The organism is Rouxiella badensis, from assembly GCF_002093665.1.
GTDB classification, from domain to species: Bacteria; Pseudomonadota; Gammaproteobacteria; order Enterobacterales; family Enterobacteriaceae; genus Rouxiella; species Rouxiella badensis.
Genome location: NZ_MRWE01000024.1, coordinates 38,027 through 56,135 on the forward strand (window position 1 = coordinate 38,027; position 18,109 = coordinate 56,135).

Sequence of the window (18,109 nt, forward strand, 5' to 3'; positions counted from 1 at the left end):
CCTGCCCTGTGCTGTGCGTTCGATCGGGGTTTTCCTGCAATGAAAAAGCTAACTTAATGAATTATCTGGCCAGTCAGAAGGGGTGATACCATGTGGCAAGCCGTTAATCGTCTGTTGAGTGAACATCTTGGTAGTGCAGAAATTCGTGAACGCGTAGAGCTTCCCGGCGGTGAGATCCATGCCGCCTGGCGAGTAAGCTACGGCGACAAAGAGGTGTTTGTTAAGTGCAATAGCCGGGAAATGCTCGAGCTGTTTGCCGCCGAAGCCGATCAGTTGGCTATGCTCGCCAAGAGCAAAACGGTCCAGGTTCCGGAAGTCTACGGCGTTGGCAGCGACCGCGATTACAGTTTTCTGCTGCTTGAATATCTGCCGCTTTCCCCGCTCGACGTCGATAACGCCTACCTCCTGGGGCAACAGTTGGCCGCGCTTCATCAATGGAGCGAACAGCTTGAATTCGGATTGGACTTCGACAACGAACTTGCCACCGTAACGCAGCCAAACGCCTGGCAACGGCGCTGGGCGACCTTCTTCTCCCAGCAACGTATCGGCTGGCAGTTACAACTCGCCGCCGAGAAAGGCATGAATTTCGGCGATGCCGAGCTTATCGTTGAGAAGGTTCGGGCCAGGCTGCAAAACCACCAGCCACAGCCTTCCCTGCTGCACGGTGACCTTTGGCCACACAACTGCGCGCAGTCTGAAACGGGGCCGATTATTTTCGACCCGGCCTGCTATTGGGGTGACCGCGAATGCGATTTGGCGATGCTACCGCTTTACCCCAATATTCCTTCGCAGTTAATCGATGGCTATCAAAGTATTACCCCACTTCCCTCCGGCTATATTGAACGCCAGTCGATTTATCAGCTCTACTATTTGCTGAACCGAAGCAACCTGTTTGGAGGGCAACATATGGTGGTGGCTGAACGCGCGATTGCAAGATTACTGCACGAGAAATAGCGGGAATAAGGATAAGATATTTCCGAAAATAAGCCTGACCATAAAAATATGATCAGGCTTATTAATTACTGCACCAACCGTCTAATAACCTAATGTTATTCAGGCAATATTCTGACGCGGATTAGCCCAGCAGTCCTAATAATTTCAGAACGAAATAGGCCACAATCGCAATAATAATGGGCAGGATATAGAGCGGAAAAAACTGCAGGAAGATGGTGTGACGGGGAATAACAATCCGCTCTTCAATCTGCTGTTGAGTTCTCGCTTCGCTGCCCTTAGTTTGCTCAAGGATTAGCTGATCCTGAACGCCCTCACGAATGTGTCTGACCTGACGTGACATTCGCGCTCCGCTCGCCTGTAGCGCCAGACCCACGAAAATAAGCCAGTAAATCAGAATGAACATGATGTTGGCGCTGGTCACGCCCTGCCCCAATACCGGCTGCGGTGCGTTGTACCAGAATACGTTTAGGAACGGGGTGTTGAATTTGGCCATGTCCACCATTACGTGGACAAAATCGATCATGACCGCGTTGATCCCCTTCTCGGCTTTCGTCTGCTCATAAAAGAAGTTAAGCAATGAAATCACAGTAGAAAGTAGTGCAGGGATAAAAATCACCCATCCCAGGATCCGTTTTAAGACGGCGACGCGGCCTGCCTGTTGATACGTCATGTATTCCCCTTGTTTAGGACGTCTCAGTAGAAACGCCAGTTTACCCATAGTTATCGAAAGACGCCTAAAATTTTGGTTAACATCTTTTAATGACTCATTATTTCGGCGCTGAGCCCCTCAGCAGTCTGTGATATGCTCTTTTTATCATCAAGCTAATTCAGTGTAATCGGGAGTGGTAAAAATGAGTCATGTAAAACCCGTTCAAGCCGCAATTTTTGACATGGATGGACTACTGATTGATTCAGAGCCGTTATGGATGCAGTCAGAACTTGAGATTTTTGAAAGCATCGGCGTTGATATCTCTCGAAAAGACCTGATCCCCCACACGTTGGGGCTGCGGATTGATCAGACCGTTCGTCTTTGGGCGCAGGCGCTGCCGTGGAAGGGACCGAGTGAGGCAGAAGTTACTGCGCGAATCATCGCGCGCTGCATCGAGCTGGTCGAACAAAGCCGCCCTCTGCTGCCCGGCGTGCAGCACGCGCTTGAGCTGTGCCAGGAGCGCGGGCTGAAAATCGGCATCGCCTCTGCCTCGCCTTTGCATATGATAGACAAGGTGGTGGAGATGTTTAACCTGCAATCTTATTTCCAGACCCGCCAGTCTGCCGAATACCTGGCTTACAGCAAGCCGCACCCCGAGGTCTACCTGCTTGCCGCAGAGCACCTCGACGTCGACCCACTAGACTGCGTGACGCTGGAAGATTCCTTTAACGGCATGATTGCCACCAAGGCCGCGCGCATGCGCTCTATCGTCGTACCCGACAGTTTGCTGGCGCAGGACCTCCGTTGGTCGCTGGCCGACGTGAAACTGGCATCACTGGCCGAGCTCACGGCGGAAGACCTCGGCCTGTTTAATCACTAAACACAGTGCATCATCAAACGACGGGCCACAGCGCTCGTCTTTTTTTGCTTGAGGTCCGAGAAAAGTCACAAAGTTTGCGTGCACCCACAAAAATTAAAACAGCATTTCATTTTTATTGAATTATTAGTCCAACGATCCTATGCTTCTCTCAGCAACGAAAACCGAGTGTGGAAATCGTCATGCGCTTTCCGCGTTTTATTTTGTTTACGTAGAAGAGGCAACGACATGCAAGTCCGTCAAAGTATTCATAGCGATCACGCCAAACAACTCGATACCGCAGGACTGCGCCGTGAGTTTCTGATCGAGAAAATTTTCGAGAAAAATGCCTATACGATGACTTACAGCCACATTGACCGCATCATCGTCGGCGGCGTTATGCCGATCGAAAAAACCGTCACCGTGGGCGATGAAGTCGGAAAACAACTGGGCGTCAGCTATTTTCTGGAACGTCGTGAACTGGGCGTCATTAATATCGGTGGACCAGGCTTGATTGTTGTCGACGGAAAAACCTATGAAATCGGCAAGGAAGAGGCGCTTTACGTCGGCAAAGGCGCAAGACAGGTCGAATTTAGCAGCGTCGATGCACAGCACCCGGCTAAGTTCTATTACAACAGCGCCCCGGCGCATACCCGCTTCCCGGACAAGAAAGTTACGCTGGCCGAGGCGTCACCGCAGACGCTGGGCGATCCGGCGAGCAGTAACCGTCGTACTATCAATAAGTTCCTGGTACCTGACGTGCTGGAAACCTGCCAACTGACCATGGGCCTGACCAAACTCGAGGAAGGCAACCTGTGGAACACCATGCCTTGCCACACTCACGATCGTCGTATGGAAGTCTATTTCTACTTCGATATGGATGAAGAAACTGCGGTGTTTCACATGATGGGTGAGCCACAGGAGACACGCCACCTGCTGGTGCACAACGAGCAGGCAGTTATCTCGCCAAGCTGGTCGATTCATGCCGGTGTCGGCACTAAGCGCTACACCTTTATCTGGGGCATGGTCGGCGAAAATCAGGTATTTAACGACATGGATCAGGTTCCGGTCAGCGCACTCCGATAAGGCGTTTAACTGACCTCCACCGCATAAGCAGAGACGAGAAACGATTATGGTGCTGAACAGCTTTGATCTTGAAGGAAAAGTGGCGCTGGTCACCGGCTGTAATACCGGCCTTGGCCAGGCAATGGCGGTGGGCCTTGCGCAGGCCGGTTGCGACATCATTGGCGTAAACCGCTCTGAGCCGAATGAAACACTCGATCAGGTGCACGCCCTCGGGCGGCGCTTCCTGGACTTACGTGCCGATCTGACCAGCATTGAAGCTATTCCTCGGCTGCTTGAAAGCGCCGTTAGCGAACTCGGCCATATCGATATTCTGGTCAATAATGCCGGTATCATTCGCCGCGAGGATGCGCTGAAATTCAGCGAGAAGGACTGGGATGACGTGATGAACGTCAACAGCAAGACGCTGTTCTTTATGGCGCAGGCAGTGGCGAGGCAGTTTATCAAGCAGGGGCGCGGCGGAAAAATAATCAATATTGCGTCGATGCTGTCGTATCAGGGCGGGATCCGCGTGCCGTCTTATACGGCGTCTAAAAGCGCCGTAATGGGGATCACCCGCCTGCTCGCCAACGAATGGGCGAAATATAATATTAACGTCAACGCCATTGCCCCCGGCTATATGGTTACCAACAATACCGAACAGTTGCGTGCCGACGAGGGGCGCAGTCAGGAGATTCTCGACCGCATTCCCGCCGGGCGATGGGGTGAACAGGAGGATATTATGGGACCGGTGGTGTTTCTGGCATCGGGCGCCTCTGACTACGTTAATGGTTACACGCTGGCGGTAGACGGCGGCTGGCTGGCGAGATAGCGATAAAATCGCTCATTACACTGTCACCGACACACTATTTTTCATTTATTATTCAAATAATTGACAAATAGTTACAGCGTAACACCTTCCGCATAAAAAGGCTTTCATCTATACTGGATAAAATAACAGTTATTCAGTTCGGATGCATTATGACTGCGGAAGGTCATCTCATTTTTTCAATTGCTTGCGCAGTCTTTGCTAAAAAAGCTGAGCTGTCGCCTGAGCTTGCTCACGGTGACTGGTGGCATATTATCCCTGCCTCACTGCTCACCTCGCTGCTGCCCGATATCGATCACCCTAAATCTCTGCTTGGGCAACGCCTGAAATGGATTTCGGCGCCTATCGCCCGTATGTTTGGGCATCGAGGATTCACCCATAGCCTGCTGGCCGTCGCCGCAGGGGTGTTTTTACTGAAAACCCGCCTGCCGCATGACTGGGTTATTCCAATTGATGCGCTGCACGGCATGGTGATAGGCTATCTCAGCCACATTATTGCCGATATGCTAACTCCTGCGGGTGTGCCTCTGCTGTGGCCCTGCCGCTGGCGTTTCCGTCTGCCGCTGATCCAAAGTCAGAAAGGCAACCAGCTTGAGCGCACCTTCTGCCTGCTGATGGTCGGACTTACCCTGTTCTGGCCGAACTGGACGCCTATCATTGATGCGGTCAATCCGCACGGTCTTAACTTCATTTTGAAGTATTTGACTTAATGTCGGCGAACAAGCCGCCAAATAGCGCGTAATTCATACAAAAAAAAGCCAAAAGTAATAGCCTATTCCTTTTGGCTATAAGTATCCCTCCGGCCTATCTGGTAATCTACGCGCATTGTAATACGCTGGTGCCCCCTTCTAAAGGCAGCATTCTTAAAGCATTGTTCGTTAAGTTATCTCTGGAGCTCTAGGTATGAATCTTCCGCTCGTACTAAACGTAGTGGTATTTGTTGTCCTTCTTTTATTGCTGGCAAAATCGAGCCGCAAGCAGTGGAGTCTGGCAAAGAAAGTCCTTGTAGGCCTGTTGGTCGGCGTGGTGTTTGGTCTGGCGTTACAGCTGATCTATGGTTCTGACAGCGCTATTCTGAAAAACTCTATTCCGTGGTTTAATATTGTGGGTAACGGCTACGTACAGCTGCTGCAAATGATTGTTATGCCGCTGGTATTTGTGTCTATTCTCAGCGCGGTTGCCCGCCTGCACAATGCCTCTTCACTGGGTAAAATCAGTTTCCTGACCATCGGCACGCTGCTGTTCACTACGCTGATTGCCGCACTGGTCGGCGTCTTCGTGACCAAGCTGTTTGGCCTGACCGCCGAAGGTCTGGTACAAGGCACGCAGGAAACCGCACGTCTTGCCGCTATTCAGACCAACTATATTGGCAAGGTTGCCGATTTGACCGTGCCACAGATGGTGCTGTCATTTATCCCAAAAAACCCGTTTGCCGACCTGACCGGTGCAAGCCCAACCTCAATCATCAGCGTAGTGATCTTCTCCGCTTTCGTCGGTGTTGCTGCGCTTCAGCTGGTGAAAGACGATGCCGAAAAAGGGCCTAAGGTGCTTGCCTTCATCGACATCATGCAGTCTTGGGTGATGAAGCTGGTTCGTCTGGTGATGAAACTGACCCCTTATGGCGTGATGGCGCTGATGACCAAAGTGGTTGCCGGCTCCAACATTCATGACATCATCAAGCTCGGCAGCTTCGTGGTCGCCTCCTATCTGGGTCTGGCGATTATGTTCGCCGTCCACGCCCTGCTGTTGTCCTTTACCGGCGTTAATCCCGCGAAGTTCTTCCGTAAAGTGTGGCCGGTGCTGTCTTTCGCCTTCACCAGTCGCTCAAGTGCCGCCACCATTCCGTTGAGCGTAGAAGCACAAACTCGTCGTTTGGGCATTCCTGAGTCAATCGCCAGCTTCGCCGCCTCTTTTGGTGCCACCATCGGTCAGAACGGCTGTGCTGGCCTGTATCCAACCATGCTGGCGGTGATGGTCGCACCTACCGTGGGTATCAACCCGTTTGAACCGATGTGGATTGCCACACTGGTCGGTATCGTCACGCTCAGTTCAGCGGGCGTTGCGGGCGTAGGCGGCGGTGCAACCTTCGCAGCACTGATCGTACTGCCTGCGATGGGCCTACCGGTGACGCTGGTAGCACTGCTTATCTCCATCGAACCTCTGATAGATATGGGCCGTACCGCGTTAAACGTCAGTGGTTCAATGACCGCCGGGACTATTACCAGCCAGTTGCTGAAACTGACCGATAAAAAAGTCATGGACGAAGAAGAACACGCCGAACTGGCGCACCGTTAATCGAGACCGTTAAAGCCTGTCAAGGCGGCGTTAAAACAAGCGTCGCCGGCTTTACTCTCTGGAACAGAAGCAGGCTCGCACTCTTTATATTCTGGCCGTGATTATTGTTCCCAGCCTCGTTTGGCACCACAAAAAAAACGCTCCACATCATGGGAGCGTTTTTCTTTTAAGCCTAAGCCGGAAATTTTTTAGAAAGGATAATCGTGATAACCGAGCTGCTCAGAGATATTTCTCGCCGCCGTGTGCAGCATCGCGACATAGTCCTGTTTGCTCTCTTCCGAGAAACGAATGGTCGGGAACGAGATACTTAGCCCTGCCACTACCACACCAAATCGGTCAAACACCGGTACAGCGATGCATCGCAGCCCTTGTTCCTGCTCTTCGTTATCTTCGCCATAACCCTGCTCACGCACCTGCTCAAGCACCTTCACCAGACTTGGTACATCCATGAGGGTATTTTCGGTACTGCGGGTAAACTGCATCTCGGCCAATATTGCCTGAACGTCGTTCTGTTCTCCCCAGGCCAACAATACCTTGCCGATAGCGGTACTGTGCAGAGGATTACGACGACCGATACGTGAGTGCATGCGCAGGTTATACATCGAATCAATCTTGTGGATATAAACGATGCCGTCTTCGTCCAGCGCACCCAGGTGAATGGTTTCACGCGTTAGACGAGAAAGCTCACGCATCTGGATGTCGGCGCTGCGAATAAGATCAACGTTTTGCAACGCTTTGGCACCCAGTTCAAACAGTTTCAGGGTCAGCGTGTATTTCTCCGACTCCCCTTCCTGATCGACATAGCCGAGAGACTTCATCGTTTGCAGGAAACGATATACCGTGCTCTTCGACATCATCACGCGCTGTGAAAGCTCCGTAATACCGATCTCGCGTTCGTCACCCAGGGCCTGCAAAATGCCAAATACTTTGAGTACCGAGGATACTGAATCGGGTTGCTTATCAAGATCTGCAATAGCCATAGTCTCTCTACCTGCCTGGATTTTGTTTTGTATATTATTGGCCCCATTATTCCATAAACAATCGTCGGATACTTTTTTTGTTTCATAAAAAATGGAACGCTATTTCTATGAAATTAAACCAAGCGCAAGGCGCGCATGTGAGTGAAATGTTAATTCTCGTTACAATTAATAAAGATGATGACTGGCTTGCAGATTCAGACGCTGGGTAGTTAGCGTGATAATATTCCCCTCTCTTACTAGCACAACGCTGACAATCAGACATGACAACCACGGTTTCCGACGGACTTCCCGCACCACAACGCTATGGGGCGATCCTGACTATCGCGCTGGGCCTCACCGTTTCAGTTTTAGACGGCGCTATCGCCAATGTGGCCTTACCGACCATCGCACAGGATCTTCACGCCAGCCCCGCCTCTTCTATATGGATAGTCAACGCCTACCAATTAGCGATCACTATTTCGCTGCTTTCGCTGTCATCGCTCGGTGAAATCTTTGGTTATCGCCGTATCTATATGATTGGCCTTGTAGTTTTCAGCCTCACTTCGTTGGCCTGTGCGCTGTCTGACTCGCTCGCCACGCTCACCTTTGCCAGGATATTGCAGGGGTTCGGTGCGGCATCCATTATGAGCGTGAACGTCGCGTTGGTGAGGATAATCTACCCGCAACGCTTCCTCGGCCGTGGAATGGGGATCAATGCGCTGATTGTGGCGGTGTCTTCGGCGGCAGGCCCAACCGTGGCCGCGGCGGTATTGTCATTCGCGAACTGGCCGTGGCTGTTCGCCATCAACCTGCCGATTGGGCTGGTTGCCTTCTGCCTGGCGGCGAAATTCCTGCCGGCTAACCCGGTGAAAACTTCAGGCCAAAAATTTGATTTCATCAGCAGCCTGATGAACGCCCTGACCTTTGGTCTGTTGATTAGCGCCATCAGCGGCTTTGCGCAGGGCCAAAACCGCCTGCTGATCCTCGCTGAAGTGATTGTGCTGGTCATCGTCGGCTGGTTCTTCGTCCGTCGCCAGCTGAACAAAACCTCCCCGCTGCTGCCGGTCGATTTACTGCGTATTCCTATTTTCACTATGTCGCTGTGTACCTCGATGTGTTCCTTCGCGGCACAGATGCTGGCCTTCGTGTCACTGCCGTTCTTTTTACAGAATACGTTGGGCCTTAACGCCGTCGAAACCGGTCTGCTGCTGACGCCTTGGCCGTTGGCGACCATGGTCATGGCGCCGATTGCCGGACGTCTGGTTGAACGCTATCACGCCGGTATTCTCGGCGGTATCGGACTGGTGGTGTTCTCAGCGGGTCTATATTCACTGGCGCTATTACCCGACCACCCTTCGCACCTGAACATCATCTGGCGCATGATAGTCTGCGGTGCAGGTTTCGGTCTGTTCCAGTCACCGAACAACCACACCATCGTCTCGTCTGCGCCGCGCAGCCGCAGCGGCGGTGCCAGCGGTATGTTAGGTACCGCCCGTCTTCTGGGGCAAAGCACCGGTGCGGCAATGGTAGCGCTGATGTTCAACCTCTTTAGCGCACACGGCACGCACGCTTCGCTCGTTCTGGCCGGTTCGCTGGCGTTGGCCGGTGCAATTGTTAGCGTGATGCGCATGACCCAAAAATCGGTCAGCCAGCAAAAAGTCTGACCCGCGACAGAAAGCAAAAAGGCCCGGCAATCATTGCCGGGCCTTTTTTATTTCATCCTAAGACTTACTTCAGATATTGACCGCTGCGCAGGGCTTCGATGCGCTTATCCAGCGGCGGGTGCGACATAAACAGCTCGCTAAAGGTCTTGGATTTACCGTTGATGCAAAACGCCATCATGCTGCCTGCTTCCTGCGGCTCGTGACTGGTTTTCAAACGCTGCAACGCAGCAATCATCTTCTCACGGCCAACCAGTTTTGCAGAACCGGCATCGGCGTAAAACTCACGGTGGCGCGAGAACCACATGGTGATGATGCTGGCAAGAATACCAAACACCAGCTCGAGCACCATAGAAACCGCGAAGTAAACCAACGGGTTGCCGTTACCGCTCTCTTCGTTTTCACGATCGCCCGACATAAATCCGGCAGCAATCTGCGCGAGAATACGTGAGATAAAGATAACAAAGGTGTTCACGATCCCCTGAATTAGGGTCATGGTAACCATATCGCCGTTAGAAATATGGCTGATTTCGTGGGCGATGACCGCCTCGGCCTCGTCCTGACTCATGCTCTGTAACAAGCCGGTACTCACTGCTACCAGCGACGCATCACGACGTGCACCGGTTGCAAAGGCGTTAATGTCTGGCGCGTGATAAATGGCAACCTGCGGCATCTTGATACCGGCCTGCTGCGCCTGACGGCTGACTACGTTCATCAACCAGCGTTCGGTTTCGTTACGCGGCTGCTCAATCACTTCCCCACCTACCGAGCGTAACGCCATCCATTTAGACATCAGCAAAGAGACGAACGCGCCGCCGAAGCCAAACAGACCGGCCATGATCATCAGTCCCATTGCACTGCTGGAACGGATGCCTGTCAGGCTGAGCACCAGCCCGAAAACGACCATGACCGCCAGGTTAGTTAACAGGAACAACGCTATACGCATCATAAAATTAATACTTCCTCATTGTTGTTGTCGTTGTTACTACATTGATACCGTCTCTATCAGACAGCATAACCTGATCCTATGGGCTTCCCCGCAGGATTCAAGGGTCAATACCCGCCAAAGCCGACAATTCACAATACTTTACATTTTGAAGCGTTTTGTAGACAACCTCGCTCGGCAAACAGCAGACAAAAAAATAGCGCACCGAAGTGCGCTACTCATTTTGTGACAACCGTTCGACTGACAACGGCTAAACGACAGCTTACTTGCCTTTAGTATCCTGCGCTTTTTCAAGCTTAGCCAGGTCAACGGCAATGTGGTCGGCTTCATCCAGATACGGATCCGGCGCAACGTAGTCTTTCGGCAGATCGTCGAGAGACTTGATGGGCTTCTTGCCTTCACGCTTGAAGCGTTCGTTTAAACGAGTCAAACGGATAGCATCGTCTTCTTTGTCTTCTTTATCCCGCTGAGCGAAATTCAGAGAAACGACGTCACGTTTGTCCTTGTTGGCGTTGTACTTGGCAATATCCTGCTGAATATACTGGAATTCTGGATCCTGCGCGATGCGCGCATCGTGCTCTTTCAGCAATTCCGGAATGAACGGCTTCATATCGCCGGTCTTGGTATAGGTCGCAGGATTAATGCTGTCCCAAGGCATCGCGTTGTCTTCAAAACGCTCGCCGACGTCGTTGTCGATGAGGCCAGTAGGCATGACGATGTCAGGTGTTACGCCTTTACGCTGCGTGCTACCGCCGTTAATTCGATAGAATTTCTGGATGGTGTATTGCACGGAGCCAAGCGCAGGCCACTCAGGACGCAACATCTGATCGTAAATACGATTCAGAGAGCGATACTGCTGAACGGTGCCTTTACCGAAAGTAGGTTCACCCACGATAAGCGCACGACCGTAATCCTGCATAGCGGCTGCAAAGATTTCGGAAGCCGACGCACTGTAGCGGTCAACCAGCACCACCAGCGGGCCATTGTAGTACACCACGCCGTCGTTATCGCTGTCTTGGCGAATACGACCGTTGTTGTCACGTACCTGCACCACCGGACCGCTCGGAATGAACAGACCAGACAGAGAAACCGCTTCAGTCAACGCGCCTCCGCCGTTGGTACGCAGGTCGATAACCAGGCTGTTAACGTTCTGCTTGGCCATCTTCTGCAGCTGAACTTTAACGTCATCGGTCAGGCCAACGTAAAATCCTGGGATGTCCATCACGGCAACTTTTTCGTTACCGACTTTCTTGATGGTCATCTTCACGGCGCGGTCCTCAAGGCGGATTTTTTCACGGGTCAACGTGATAGTCCGGGTCTTGGTTCCTTTACCTGCTGGCAAGATTTCCAGTCGCACCTTGCTGCCTTTTGGACCTTTAATCAGCGCGACAACGTCATCAAGACGCCAACCGATAACGTCAACAACAGGCTTGCCGGTCTGCCCAACGCCGACGATACGATCACCGACTGCAATGGCTTTGCTCTTGGCCGCCGGGCCGCCTGCTACCATCGAGTTGATCACGGTATAGTCGTCATCGCCCTGCAGAACCGCACCAATACCTTCCAGAGACAGGCTCATTTCGGTATTAAACTGATCGGTGCTGCGCGGTGACAGATAGTTGGTGTGGGGATCAATTTCGTGAGCAAACGCGTTCATGATTAGCTGGAAAACGTCTTCGCTGTTGCTTTGCGTCAGACGTTTCATGGCGAATCGATAGCGTTTGCCGAGAATATCGCGAATTTCCTGATCGTTCTTACCGGTCAGTTTGAGGTTCAGCTCGTCATACTTGACTTTCTGGTCCCAAAGTTGGTCCAGCTCGGTGGCGTCTTTCGGCCACGGGGCTTTGGTACGATCGAGGTTAATCGAGTCGTTTCCGGTAAAGTTCATTGGCCGCTCAAGCACGGACAAGGCATATTCGTAGCGTTCAAAACGACGTTTCTGCGCCAGATTATACAGTGCGTAAGGCGTGACCAATTGACCGGATTTCAACTCTTCTCCCAGCGTTCCGCGCTTGTCGGCGAACTGGGCGATGTCGGAAGCCATGAATACATTATGGCTGTTATCGAGCATATTCAGGTATCTATCAAAGATTTTCCCTGAGAAGTCCGCATTAAGATCGAATTGACGATAGTGAGAACGGGTGAATCGCGCAGTGACGCGCTCACTCACCGTGGCATCCTGCGGTTCCTGAACCAGTTGCGGAAGCTGACTGAGAGTGACCGGTGCACTATCATTCGCAAAGCTGGTGTTAACCAGCCCTGTTCCCGCAAAGAGCAGACCCGCAATGACGCTTAATCTGACAAATTTGTTCATGCCTGAGTTGGCCTCCGTATCAGAACTGCAAGTGTTCTGCGCGCACGATCATCGCCAGACCCGAAGAGAGTTGCACGCGAACGCCGTCTTTTGCAATTTCCAAAACGGTGGCGTCCATAGCACTCTTCCCTGCTCTGACTTTGATTTCCTGGCCAATTTGCAGCTTTGTGATATCTGTCACTGGCACCTGACGCGGTTTGCTTACTTCACGTGCGGGACGTGGAGTACGCGGTTTGCGATTTTCTTGACCAGAAACAGCGGCAGGCGCATTTTCACGACGCGGAGCAGGTTTTTTTGCTGCCGGACGTGGACGACGCGGCTCGGCATTTTCACCGTTAGCTTCGCGGCGCTTGGCCTGTTGTTCAGCACGTTGTGCCTGAACGCGGGCTTTCGCTTCTTCCAATTGTTTACGGGCGTGCTCAACGTGTTGTTCTTCAAGAACACCACAGGCATTGCCGTCAAGGTCAACGCGCTGAGCGCCAACTTTAACGCCATACAAATAACGCCAACTTGAGGTATACAGACGCAGAGCAGAGCGTAATTGTGTTTTGCTCAGATTCTCTTCGCCTTGAACGCGCTCTACCAGATCCTGAAAGATACCGATCTTTAATGGGCGCGCTTCACCTTCGGCGCTGAAGCAAAGCGGGAAACGCTCTGCCAAAAAGGCGATGACTTCTTTACTACTGTTCAACTTAGGTTGATTTTCCATGAAATTTCCTGATTACAACGGGTTTGCCAACCGGCGCAGGCATGAACAGGCGACATTATAATGACGCTGCCCGTAAATGCTACGTGATCCGTCGATCAACTTGCGATCAAATTGACATATTTTGCAGCATCACTGTTTTCCAGGTGCTGACAAAGCCCGGCTACCAATTCTGTTAGCCCCTGTTCATCCACTTCGTCGAAGCGTTGATAAATAGTGCTATCGATATCCAAAACACCTATTACATGGCCTGCAACGGTCAAAGGCAAGACGATTTCTGCATTACTGGCAGCATCACAGGCAATATGGCCGGGAAAAGCATGCACGTCGCCGACGCGCTGCACTGCATTCTCGGCAACCGCCGTTCCACACACTCCTTTGCCTACCGGAATGCGCACACAGGCGATTTTGCCCTGAAACGGACCCAAAACCAGCGAGGTGCCATCCATCAGATAAAAACCTGCCCAGTTTACGCCCTCAAGACGCTCGTAAAGCAGTGCACTGACGTTGGACAGTGTGGCAATAAAGTTGTTTTCCCCCGCGATTAACGCGTTCAGGTCACGTTTTAATTCCGTGTAGAATGCTTCTTTAGTCATGTTGTAACCATTAAAACCTACGGGTAGACCGCTATTTTGCACGCTTAGCCTCTATAAAATAAGCATTAAATGCGTATCTCGACAAGGTTAATCCAATGTGACTTCAAAAAGACTGGCCTACAATATATGTTTTGCCAGAGACAAATAGTTGTTCTGACGTTTGCATGATACGTTATTTTATCTAAAAATCCTGACCTTCTTAGTCCCAAGAGCGTCAGATAACCAAAATGTCTGCTGTATTTAGCATTTATTGAGGCAGCAGGCGGCGCATCAGTATGACAATCAGCCAAATTTTACTCAGGTCTTTTAGCTTGCAGGTCCAATGAAAATACGAACAATGTCAGGCCCGCTGCCGCATCCGCGCTATCAGCGCTGTAGCGAATGCGATTATCTTTTTACCCTGCCGGCGTTGCGCAGAACCCAGACTGCACACTGCCCGCGCTGCAATAGCAAGGTTGAAAAAGGTAAAGTCTGTTCGCTGCCTCGTCTGATAGTCATCGCCATCAGTATCCTGGTCCTGATGCCCTTTGCCTACACCGAACCTCTGATAAGCATTCGTTTACTGGGCACCCGCATCAATGCCAGCTTATTTGAAGGTATCTGGCAGATGTCGAGCCAGGGTTCACCGCTGACCGCCAGCATGGTGGCCTTCTGTACCGTGGGCGCACCTTTGACACTCGCTTGCTCGATTCTGTATCTGCATTTTGGCAGCAAGCTTGGCATGAACCTGAAACCCGTTCTGCTGATGCTCGACCGGCTCAAAGACTGGGTGATGCTGGATATCTACTTGATAGGTATGGGCGTGGCCTGTATTAAGGTCAAGGAGTATGCGGATATCGACACTGGCCCGGCGCTGGTCGCCTACATCATGATGACGCTGCTGGTCACGCTGACCCTGATTAATCTCAATATTGAGCAGCTGTGGGACGAGTTTTACCCGCAGCGCCGTCCGAAGGGCGTGCCAGAATCGCTGGTACTGTGCCTGGCGTGCAAATTTACCGGCCATCCGGACGCACGCGGGCGTTGCCCTCGCTGCCACGTACCGATGCCGCTACGCTACAAGCACAGCCTGCAAAAAACCTGGGCAGCGCTGATTTCAGCAATGGTGCTGCTTATTCCGGCCAACGTGCTGCCAATTTCGATAATCTACGCCAACGGCCAGCAGCTTAAAGACACTATTTTCTCCGGCGTCGTGTCGTTAGCGACCTCAGGCAACGTGCCAATTGCCGCCATCGTGTTTATCGCCAGCGTACTGGTGCCTTTTACCAAGGTGATCGTGCTGCTGACGCTGTTGCTAAGTATTCACTTCAAGGCGCATCAGGGGCTGAAAACCCGCATCCGCCTGCTGCGTCTGGTGACCTGGATTGGCCGCTGGTCCATGTTGGATTTATTCGTTATTTCGTTGATGATGTCACTGGTTAATCGCGATCAGTTACTCGCTTTTACTATGGGTCCGGCCGCGTTTTACTTTGGCTCTGCCGTGATACTGACTATTCTTGCCGTTGAATGGCTGGACAGCCGCCTGATTTGGGATGCACATGCAACAAGACACACCGAATACACCGACTGAAGCACGGGTCAAAAACAGACGCCGGATTTCTCCTTTCTGGCTGCTGCCGTTCATTGCTTTATTGATAGCCGGATGGCTTCTCTACAGCAATTATCAGGAACAAGGCACCACGGTGACCATCGACTTCCAGTCGGCGGCAGGCATCGTCGCTGGCCGCACTCCCGTGCGTTATCAGGGGGTTGAGGTCGGTACCGTGCAGTCACTGAGCCTGAGCAAAGACCTGCGCACCATCATGGTCAAAGTCAGCATTCGCAGTGAGCTGGAGGACTCTCTGCGCGAGGGCACCCAGTTCTGGCTGGTGACGCCTAAAGCCTCGCTGGCCGGTATTTCCGGGCTGGATGCGCTGGTTGGCGGTAACTATATCGGCATGATGCCGGGTACCGGCAAGACGCAGAGCCACTTCACCGCGCTGGACACGCAGCCAAAATATCGCCTGAACACCGGTGAGTTGATGATTCACCTGCATTCCAGCGATCTCGGTTCACTCAGCAATGGCTCATTGGTCTATTACCGCAAAATTCCTATCGGTAAAGTCTACGATTACGATATTGAGTCTGGAAACAACGGTGTCAGCATCGACGTGCTGATCGACAAGCGTTTTGCGCATCTGGTGAAGGATAACAGCCGTTTCTGGAACGTTTCCGGCTTTAAGGCCGACTTTAGCCTCAGTGGCGCGAAGATCGAAATGGAAAGTCTGGCGGCGTTGGTCAACGGCGCAATCGCCCTCGACTCTCCTGCCGACGGCAAAGAGGCCCGAACCGACCAGTCGTATGAGCTTTACCCTGACCTCGCGCAGAGTCATCGCGGCGTTGAGATCACGCTCGATTTACCGAGCGGTGACGGCCTGAGCGAAGGGCGCACCCCGCTGATTTATCAAGGCCTGCAGGTGGGTACGCTGACGCAGATTTCCCTTCAGCCGGACAACAAAGTCATCGGCAAACTCACCGTTGACCCTTCCGTCATCGACCTGATGCGCAGCGGCACGCGCATTGAGATGAATAGCCCGAGAGTTAGCCTGAACAACGCCAAGATTAGCCAACTGCTGACCGGCAACACCTTCGACCTTATTCCCGGCGAAGGCCAGCCTCAGAATCACTTCACCGTGCTCGACAGCAGCCAACGCATGCTGCAAGACCCCGGCGTGATGAGACTGCAACTGTTAGCGCCACAGAGCTATGGCATTGATGCAGGTCAGCCGCTGCTGCTGCACGGAATGGTGATTGGTCAGGTGCTTGACCGCACACTGACCGACGCCGGTATCCTGTTCAACATCGCAGTAAAATCGCAGTATAAGAACCTGCTGCATCAGGACAGTAAATTTGTGGTCAATAGTCGTCTTGACGTGAAACTCGGCGTGGACGGTATGGAAGTGCTGGGCGCCAGCGCGCAGGAGTGGATTGACGGCGGTATCCGCGTCTTGCCGGGCAGTAAGGGAACGCCTTCAGGCCAATATCCACTTTACAGCAACGCCGAGAAGGCCGCAGAAGGCATTGTGGGCGAGAAACCGAGCGCGACGCTCACCTTAACCGCCAAGAGCCTGCCGGATATTCAGGCCGGTTCCGTAGTGCTTTACCGCAAGTTCCAGGTCGGTGAGATTGTGAATGTGCGCCCGAAAGCCAATGAGTTTGAGGTTGACGTCTATATCAGTCCTGAATACCGTAACTTGCTGACACCGAAAACGATTTTCTGGGCCGAAGGCGGTGCTAAGGTACAGCTTAACGGCAGCGGCCTGACCGTTCAGGCTTCTCCGTTGGACCGAGCCTTGAAAGGCGCGATTAGCTTCGACAACCTTGACGGCGTCACCGTAACTAAAGGCACCAAACGCGTGCTTTACGATAACGAGACCGCCGCGCGCGCCCTGGGCAGCCAGATAACGCTGAATACCTATGACGCCAGCAAAATCTCTCCGGGCATGCCGATTCGCTACCTCGGAATTACCATCGGACAGGTCGAATCGCTGAAGCTGGATCCCGAGCTGAATCAGGTGGCAGCGAAGGCGGTGCTGTATCCTGAATACGTGGATACCTTTGCTCGTCTCGGCACGCGCTTCTCGATTGTCTCGCCAGAGATTTCGGCGGCCGGCGTTCAGAACCTCGATACACTGCTTCAGCCGTATATCAACGTCGAAGCGGGTAAAGGTCCGCCTAACCGGACCTTTGACCTACAGCTGGCGACCATCACCGACTCGCGCTACACCGACGGTTTAGCGATTGTGGTGGATGCCACCGAAGTCGGCTCGCTGCAAATTGGGACACCGGTGCTCTTCCGCGGCATTGAAGTCGGCACCGTCACCGGCTTCCGCCTTGGCGAAATGGCCGACCGCGTTAATGTCTCCCTTCGCATCAGCAAGAAGTATCAGTACCTGGTGCGTGACAACACCACCTTCTGGCTGGCTTCAGGGTATAACCTGCAATTTGGTTTGACAGGCGGCACGTTCAAGAGCGGCACCTTCCAACAGTTCATTCGCGGAGGTATCGCCTTCGCCACGCCGCCAACCATACCGGTGGCACCAAAGGCCTCGACCGGACGTCACTTCCTGTTAATGCCGGAAGAGCCTAAGGACTGGCAGCAGTGGGGAACCGCCATCCCTAAAAACTGATCGTTCTAAGGCAGGCCTCATTTCGAGGCCTGCCCGCTTTTCCCTCCCCAGAATGGCTTTCCCGATCCCAAGCTGGAATTTTCAGATGGCACTTTTTGCACATTCAGCTATTC

15 protein-coding genes are annotated in these 18,109 nt (G+C 52.6%); 9 read left to right on the forward strand and 6 right to left on the reverse strand.

The features are described 5' to 3' along the window. The first annotated feature begins 90 nt into the window (after positions 1-90). Positions 91-954 carry a fructosamine kinase family protein gene (locus BS640_RS14520; protein ID WP_017492527.1) on the forward strand — a complete coding sequence of 288 codons (864 nt, stop codon included), beginning with the start codon at positions 91-93 and terminating at the stop codon, positions 952-954. 121 nt (positions 955-1,075) lie between these two features. On the opposite strand, the gene BS640_RS14525 is transcribed toward BS640_RS14520, so the two are convergent. Beyond that, complete coding sequence (locus tag BS640_RS14525) at positions 1,076-1,624, reverse strand: YniB family protein (RefSeq protein WP_017492528.1); 549 nt, start codon at positions 1,622-1,624, stop codon at positions 1,076-1,078. Between the two features lie 181 nt (positions 1,625-1,805). Between BS640_RS14525 and hxpB the strand changes: the two genes are divergently transcribed. The 5 genes from hxpB (at position 1,806) to BS640_RS14550 (ending at position 6,645) form a co-directional block, all read left to right on the forward strand. Beyond that, positions 1,806-2,483: a hexitol phosphatase HxpB gene (hxpB, locus tag BS640_RS14530; RefSeq protein ID WP_017492529.1), complete on the forward strand. Its 678-nt coding sequence runs from the start codon at positions 1,806-1,808 to the stop codon at positions 2,481-2,483. A 225-nt stretch (positions 2,484-2,708) separates the two neighbouring features. After that, positions 2,709-3,545: a 5-dehydro-4-deoxy-D-glucuronate isomerase gene (gene kduI / locus BS640_RS14535; protein WP_017492530.1), complete on the forward strand. Its 837-nt coding sequence runs from the start codon at positions 2,709-2,711 to the stop codon at positions 3,543-3,545. A 46-nt stretch (positions 3,546-3,591) separates the two neighbouring features. Beyond that, positions 3,592-4,353, forward strand: coding sequence for a 2-dehydro-3-deoxy-D-gluconate 5-dehydrogenase KduD (gene kduD, locus BS640_RS14540; protein ID WP_017492531.1), 762 nt, complete (start codon positions 3,592-3,594; stop codon positions 4,351-4,353). A gap of 149 nt (positions 4,354-4,502) precedes the next feature. Then, positions 4,503-5,060 (forward strand): metal-dependent hydrolase, encoded by a 558-nt coding sequence (locus BS640_RS14545; protein ID WP_084912815.1) that lies wholly within the window; start codon positions 4,503-4,505, stop codon positions 5,058-5,060. Between the two features lie 193 nt (positions 5,061-5,253). After that, complete coding sequence (locus tag BS640_RS14550; protein WP_084912816.1) at positions 5,254-6,645, forward strand: L-cystine transporter; 1,392 nt, start codon at positions 5,254-5,256, stop codon at positions 6,643-6,645. A gap of 188 nt (positions 6,646-6,833) precedes the next feature. On the opposite strand, the gene kdgR is transcribed toward BS640_RS14550, so the two are convergent. Next, positions 6,834-7,625, reverse strand: a complete 792-nt coding sequence (gene kdgR / locus BS640_RS14555; protein ID WP_017492534.1) for a DNA-binding transcriptional regulator KdgR — start codon at positions 7,623-7,625, stop codon at positions 6,834-6,836. A 260-nt stretch (positions 7,626-7,885) separates the two neighbouring features. Here kdgR and BS640_RS14560 point away from each other — a divergent pair, with 260 nt between their 5' ends. Then, the gene (locus BS640_RS14560) at positions 7,886-9,268 is read left to right on the forward strand and encodes an MFS transporter (RefSeq protein ID WP_084912817.1); all 1,383 of its coding nucleotides are present in this window, start codon (positions 7,886-7,888) and stop codon (positions 9,266-9,268) included. A gap of 64 nt (positions 9,269-9,332) precedes the next feature. Here the strand turns inward: BS640_RS14560 and htpX are convergent, their stop codons facing one another. The 4 genes from htpX to BS640_RS14580 all read right to left on the reverse strand — a co-directional run bounded on the left by htpX (position 9,333) and on the right by BS640_RS14580 (position 13,827). Then, positions 9,333-10,214, reverse strand: coding sequence for a protease HtpX (gene htpX, locus BS640_RS14565; protein ID WP_084912818.1), 882 nt, complete (start codon positions 10,212-10,214; stop codon positions 9,333-9,335). Between the two features lie 259 nt (positions 10,215-10,473). Beyond that, positions 10,474-12,525: a carboxy terminal-processing peptidase gene (prc, locus tag BS640_RS14570; protein WP_017492537.1), complete on the reverse strand. Its 2,052-nt coding sequence runs from the start codon at positions 12,523-12,525 to the stop codon at positions 10,474-10,476. 19 nt (positions 12,526-12,544) lie between these two features. Further along, positions 12,545-13,234, reverse strand: a complete 690-nt coding sequence (proQ, locus tag BS640_RS14575; protein WP_017492538.1) for an RNA chaperone ProQ — start codon at positions 13,232-13,234, stop codon at positions 12,545-12,547. A 95-nt stretch (positions 13,235-13,329) separates the two neighbouring features. Further along, positions 13,330-13,827, reverse strand: a complete 498-nt coding sequence (locus BS640_RS14580) for a GAF domain-containing protein (RefSeq protein WP_084912819.1) — start codon at positions 13,825-13,827, stop codon at positions 13,330-13,332. 322 nt (positions 13,828-14,149) lie between these two features. On the opposite strand from BS640_RS14580, the gene yebS reads away from it, so the two are divergent. Next, positions 14,150-15,397, forward strand: a complete 1,248-nt coding sequence (yebS, locus tag BS640_RS14585) for a membrane integrity lipid transport subunit YebS (RefSeq protein ID WP_026110623.1) — start codon at positions 14,150-14,152, stop codon at positions 15,395-15,397. Beyond that, positions 15,366-17,996, forward strand: coding sequence for a PqiB family protein (locus BS640_RS14590; RefSeq protein ID WP_084912820.1), 2,631 nt, complete (start codon positions 15,366-15,368; stop codon positions 17,994-17,996). Before yebS ends, BS640_RS14590 begins: the two co-directional genes overlap by 32 nt. Positions 17,997-18,109: the final 113 nt, after the last annotated feature.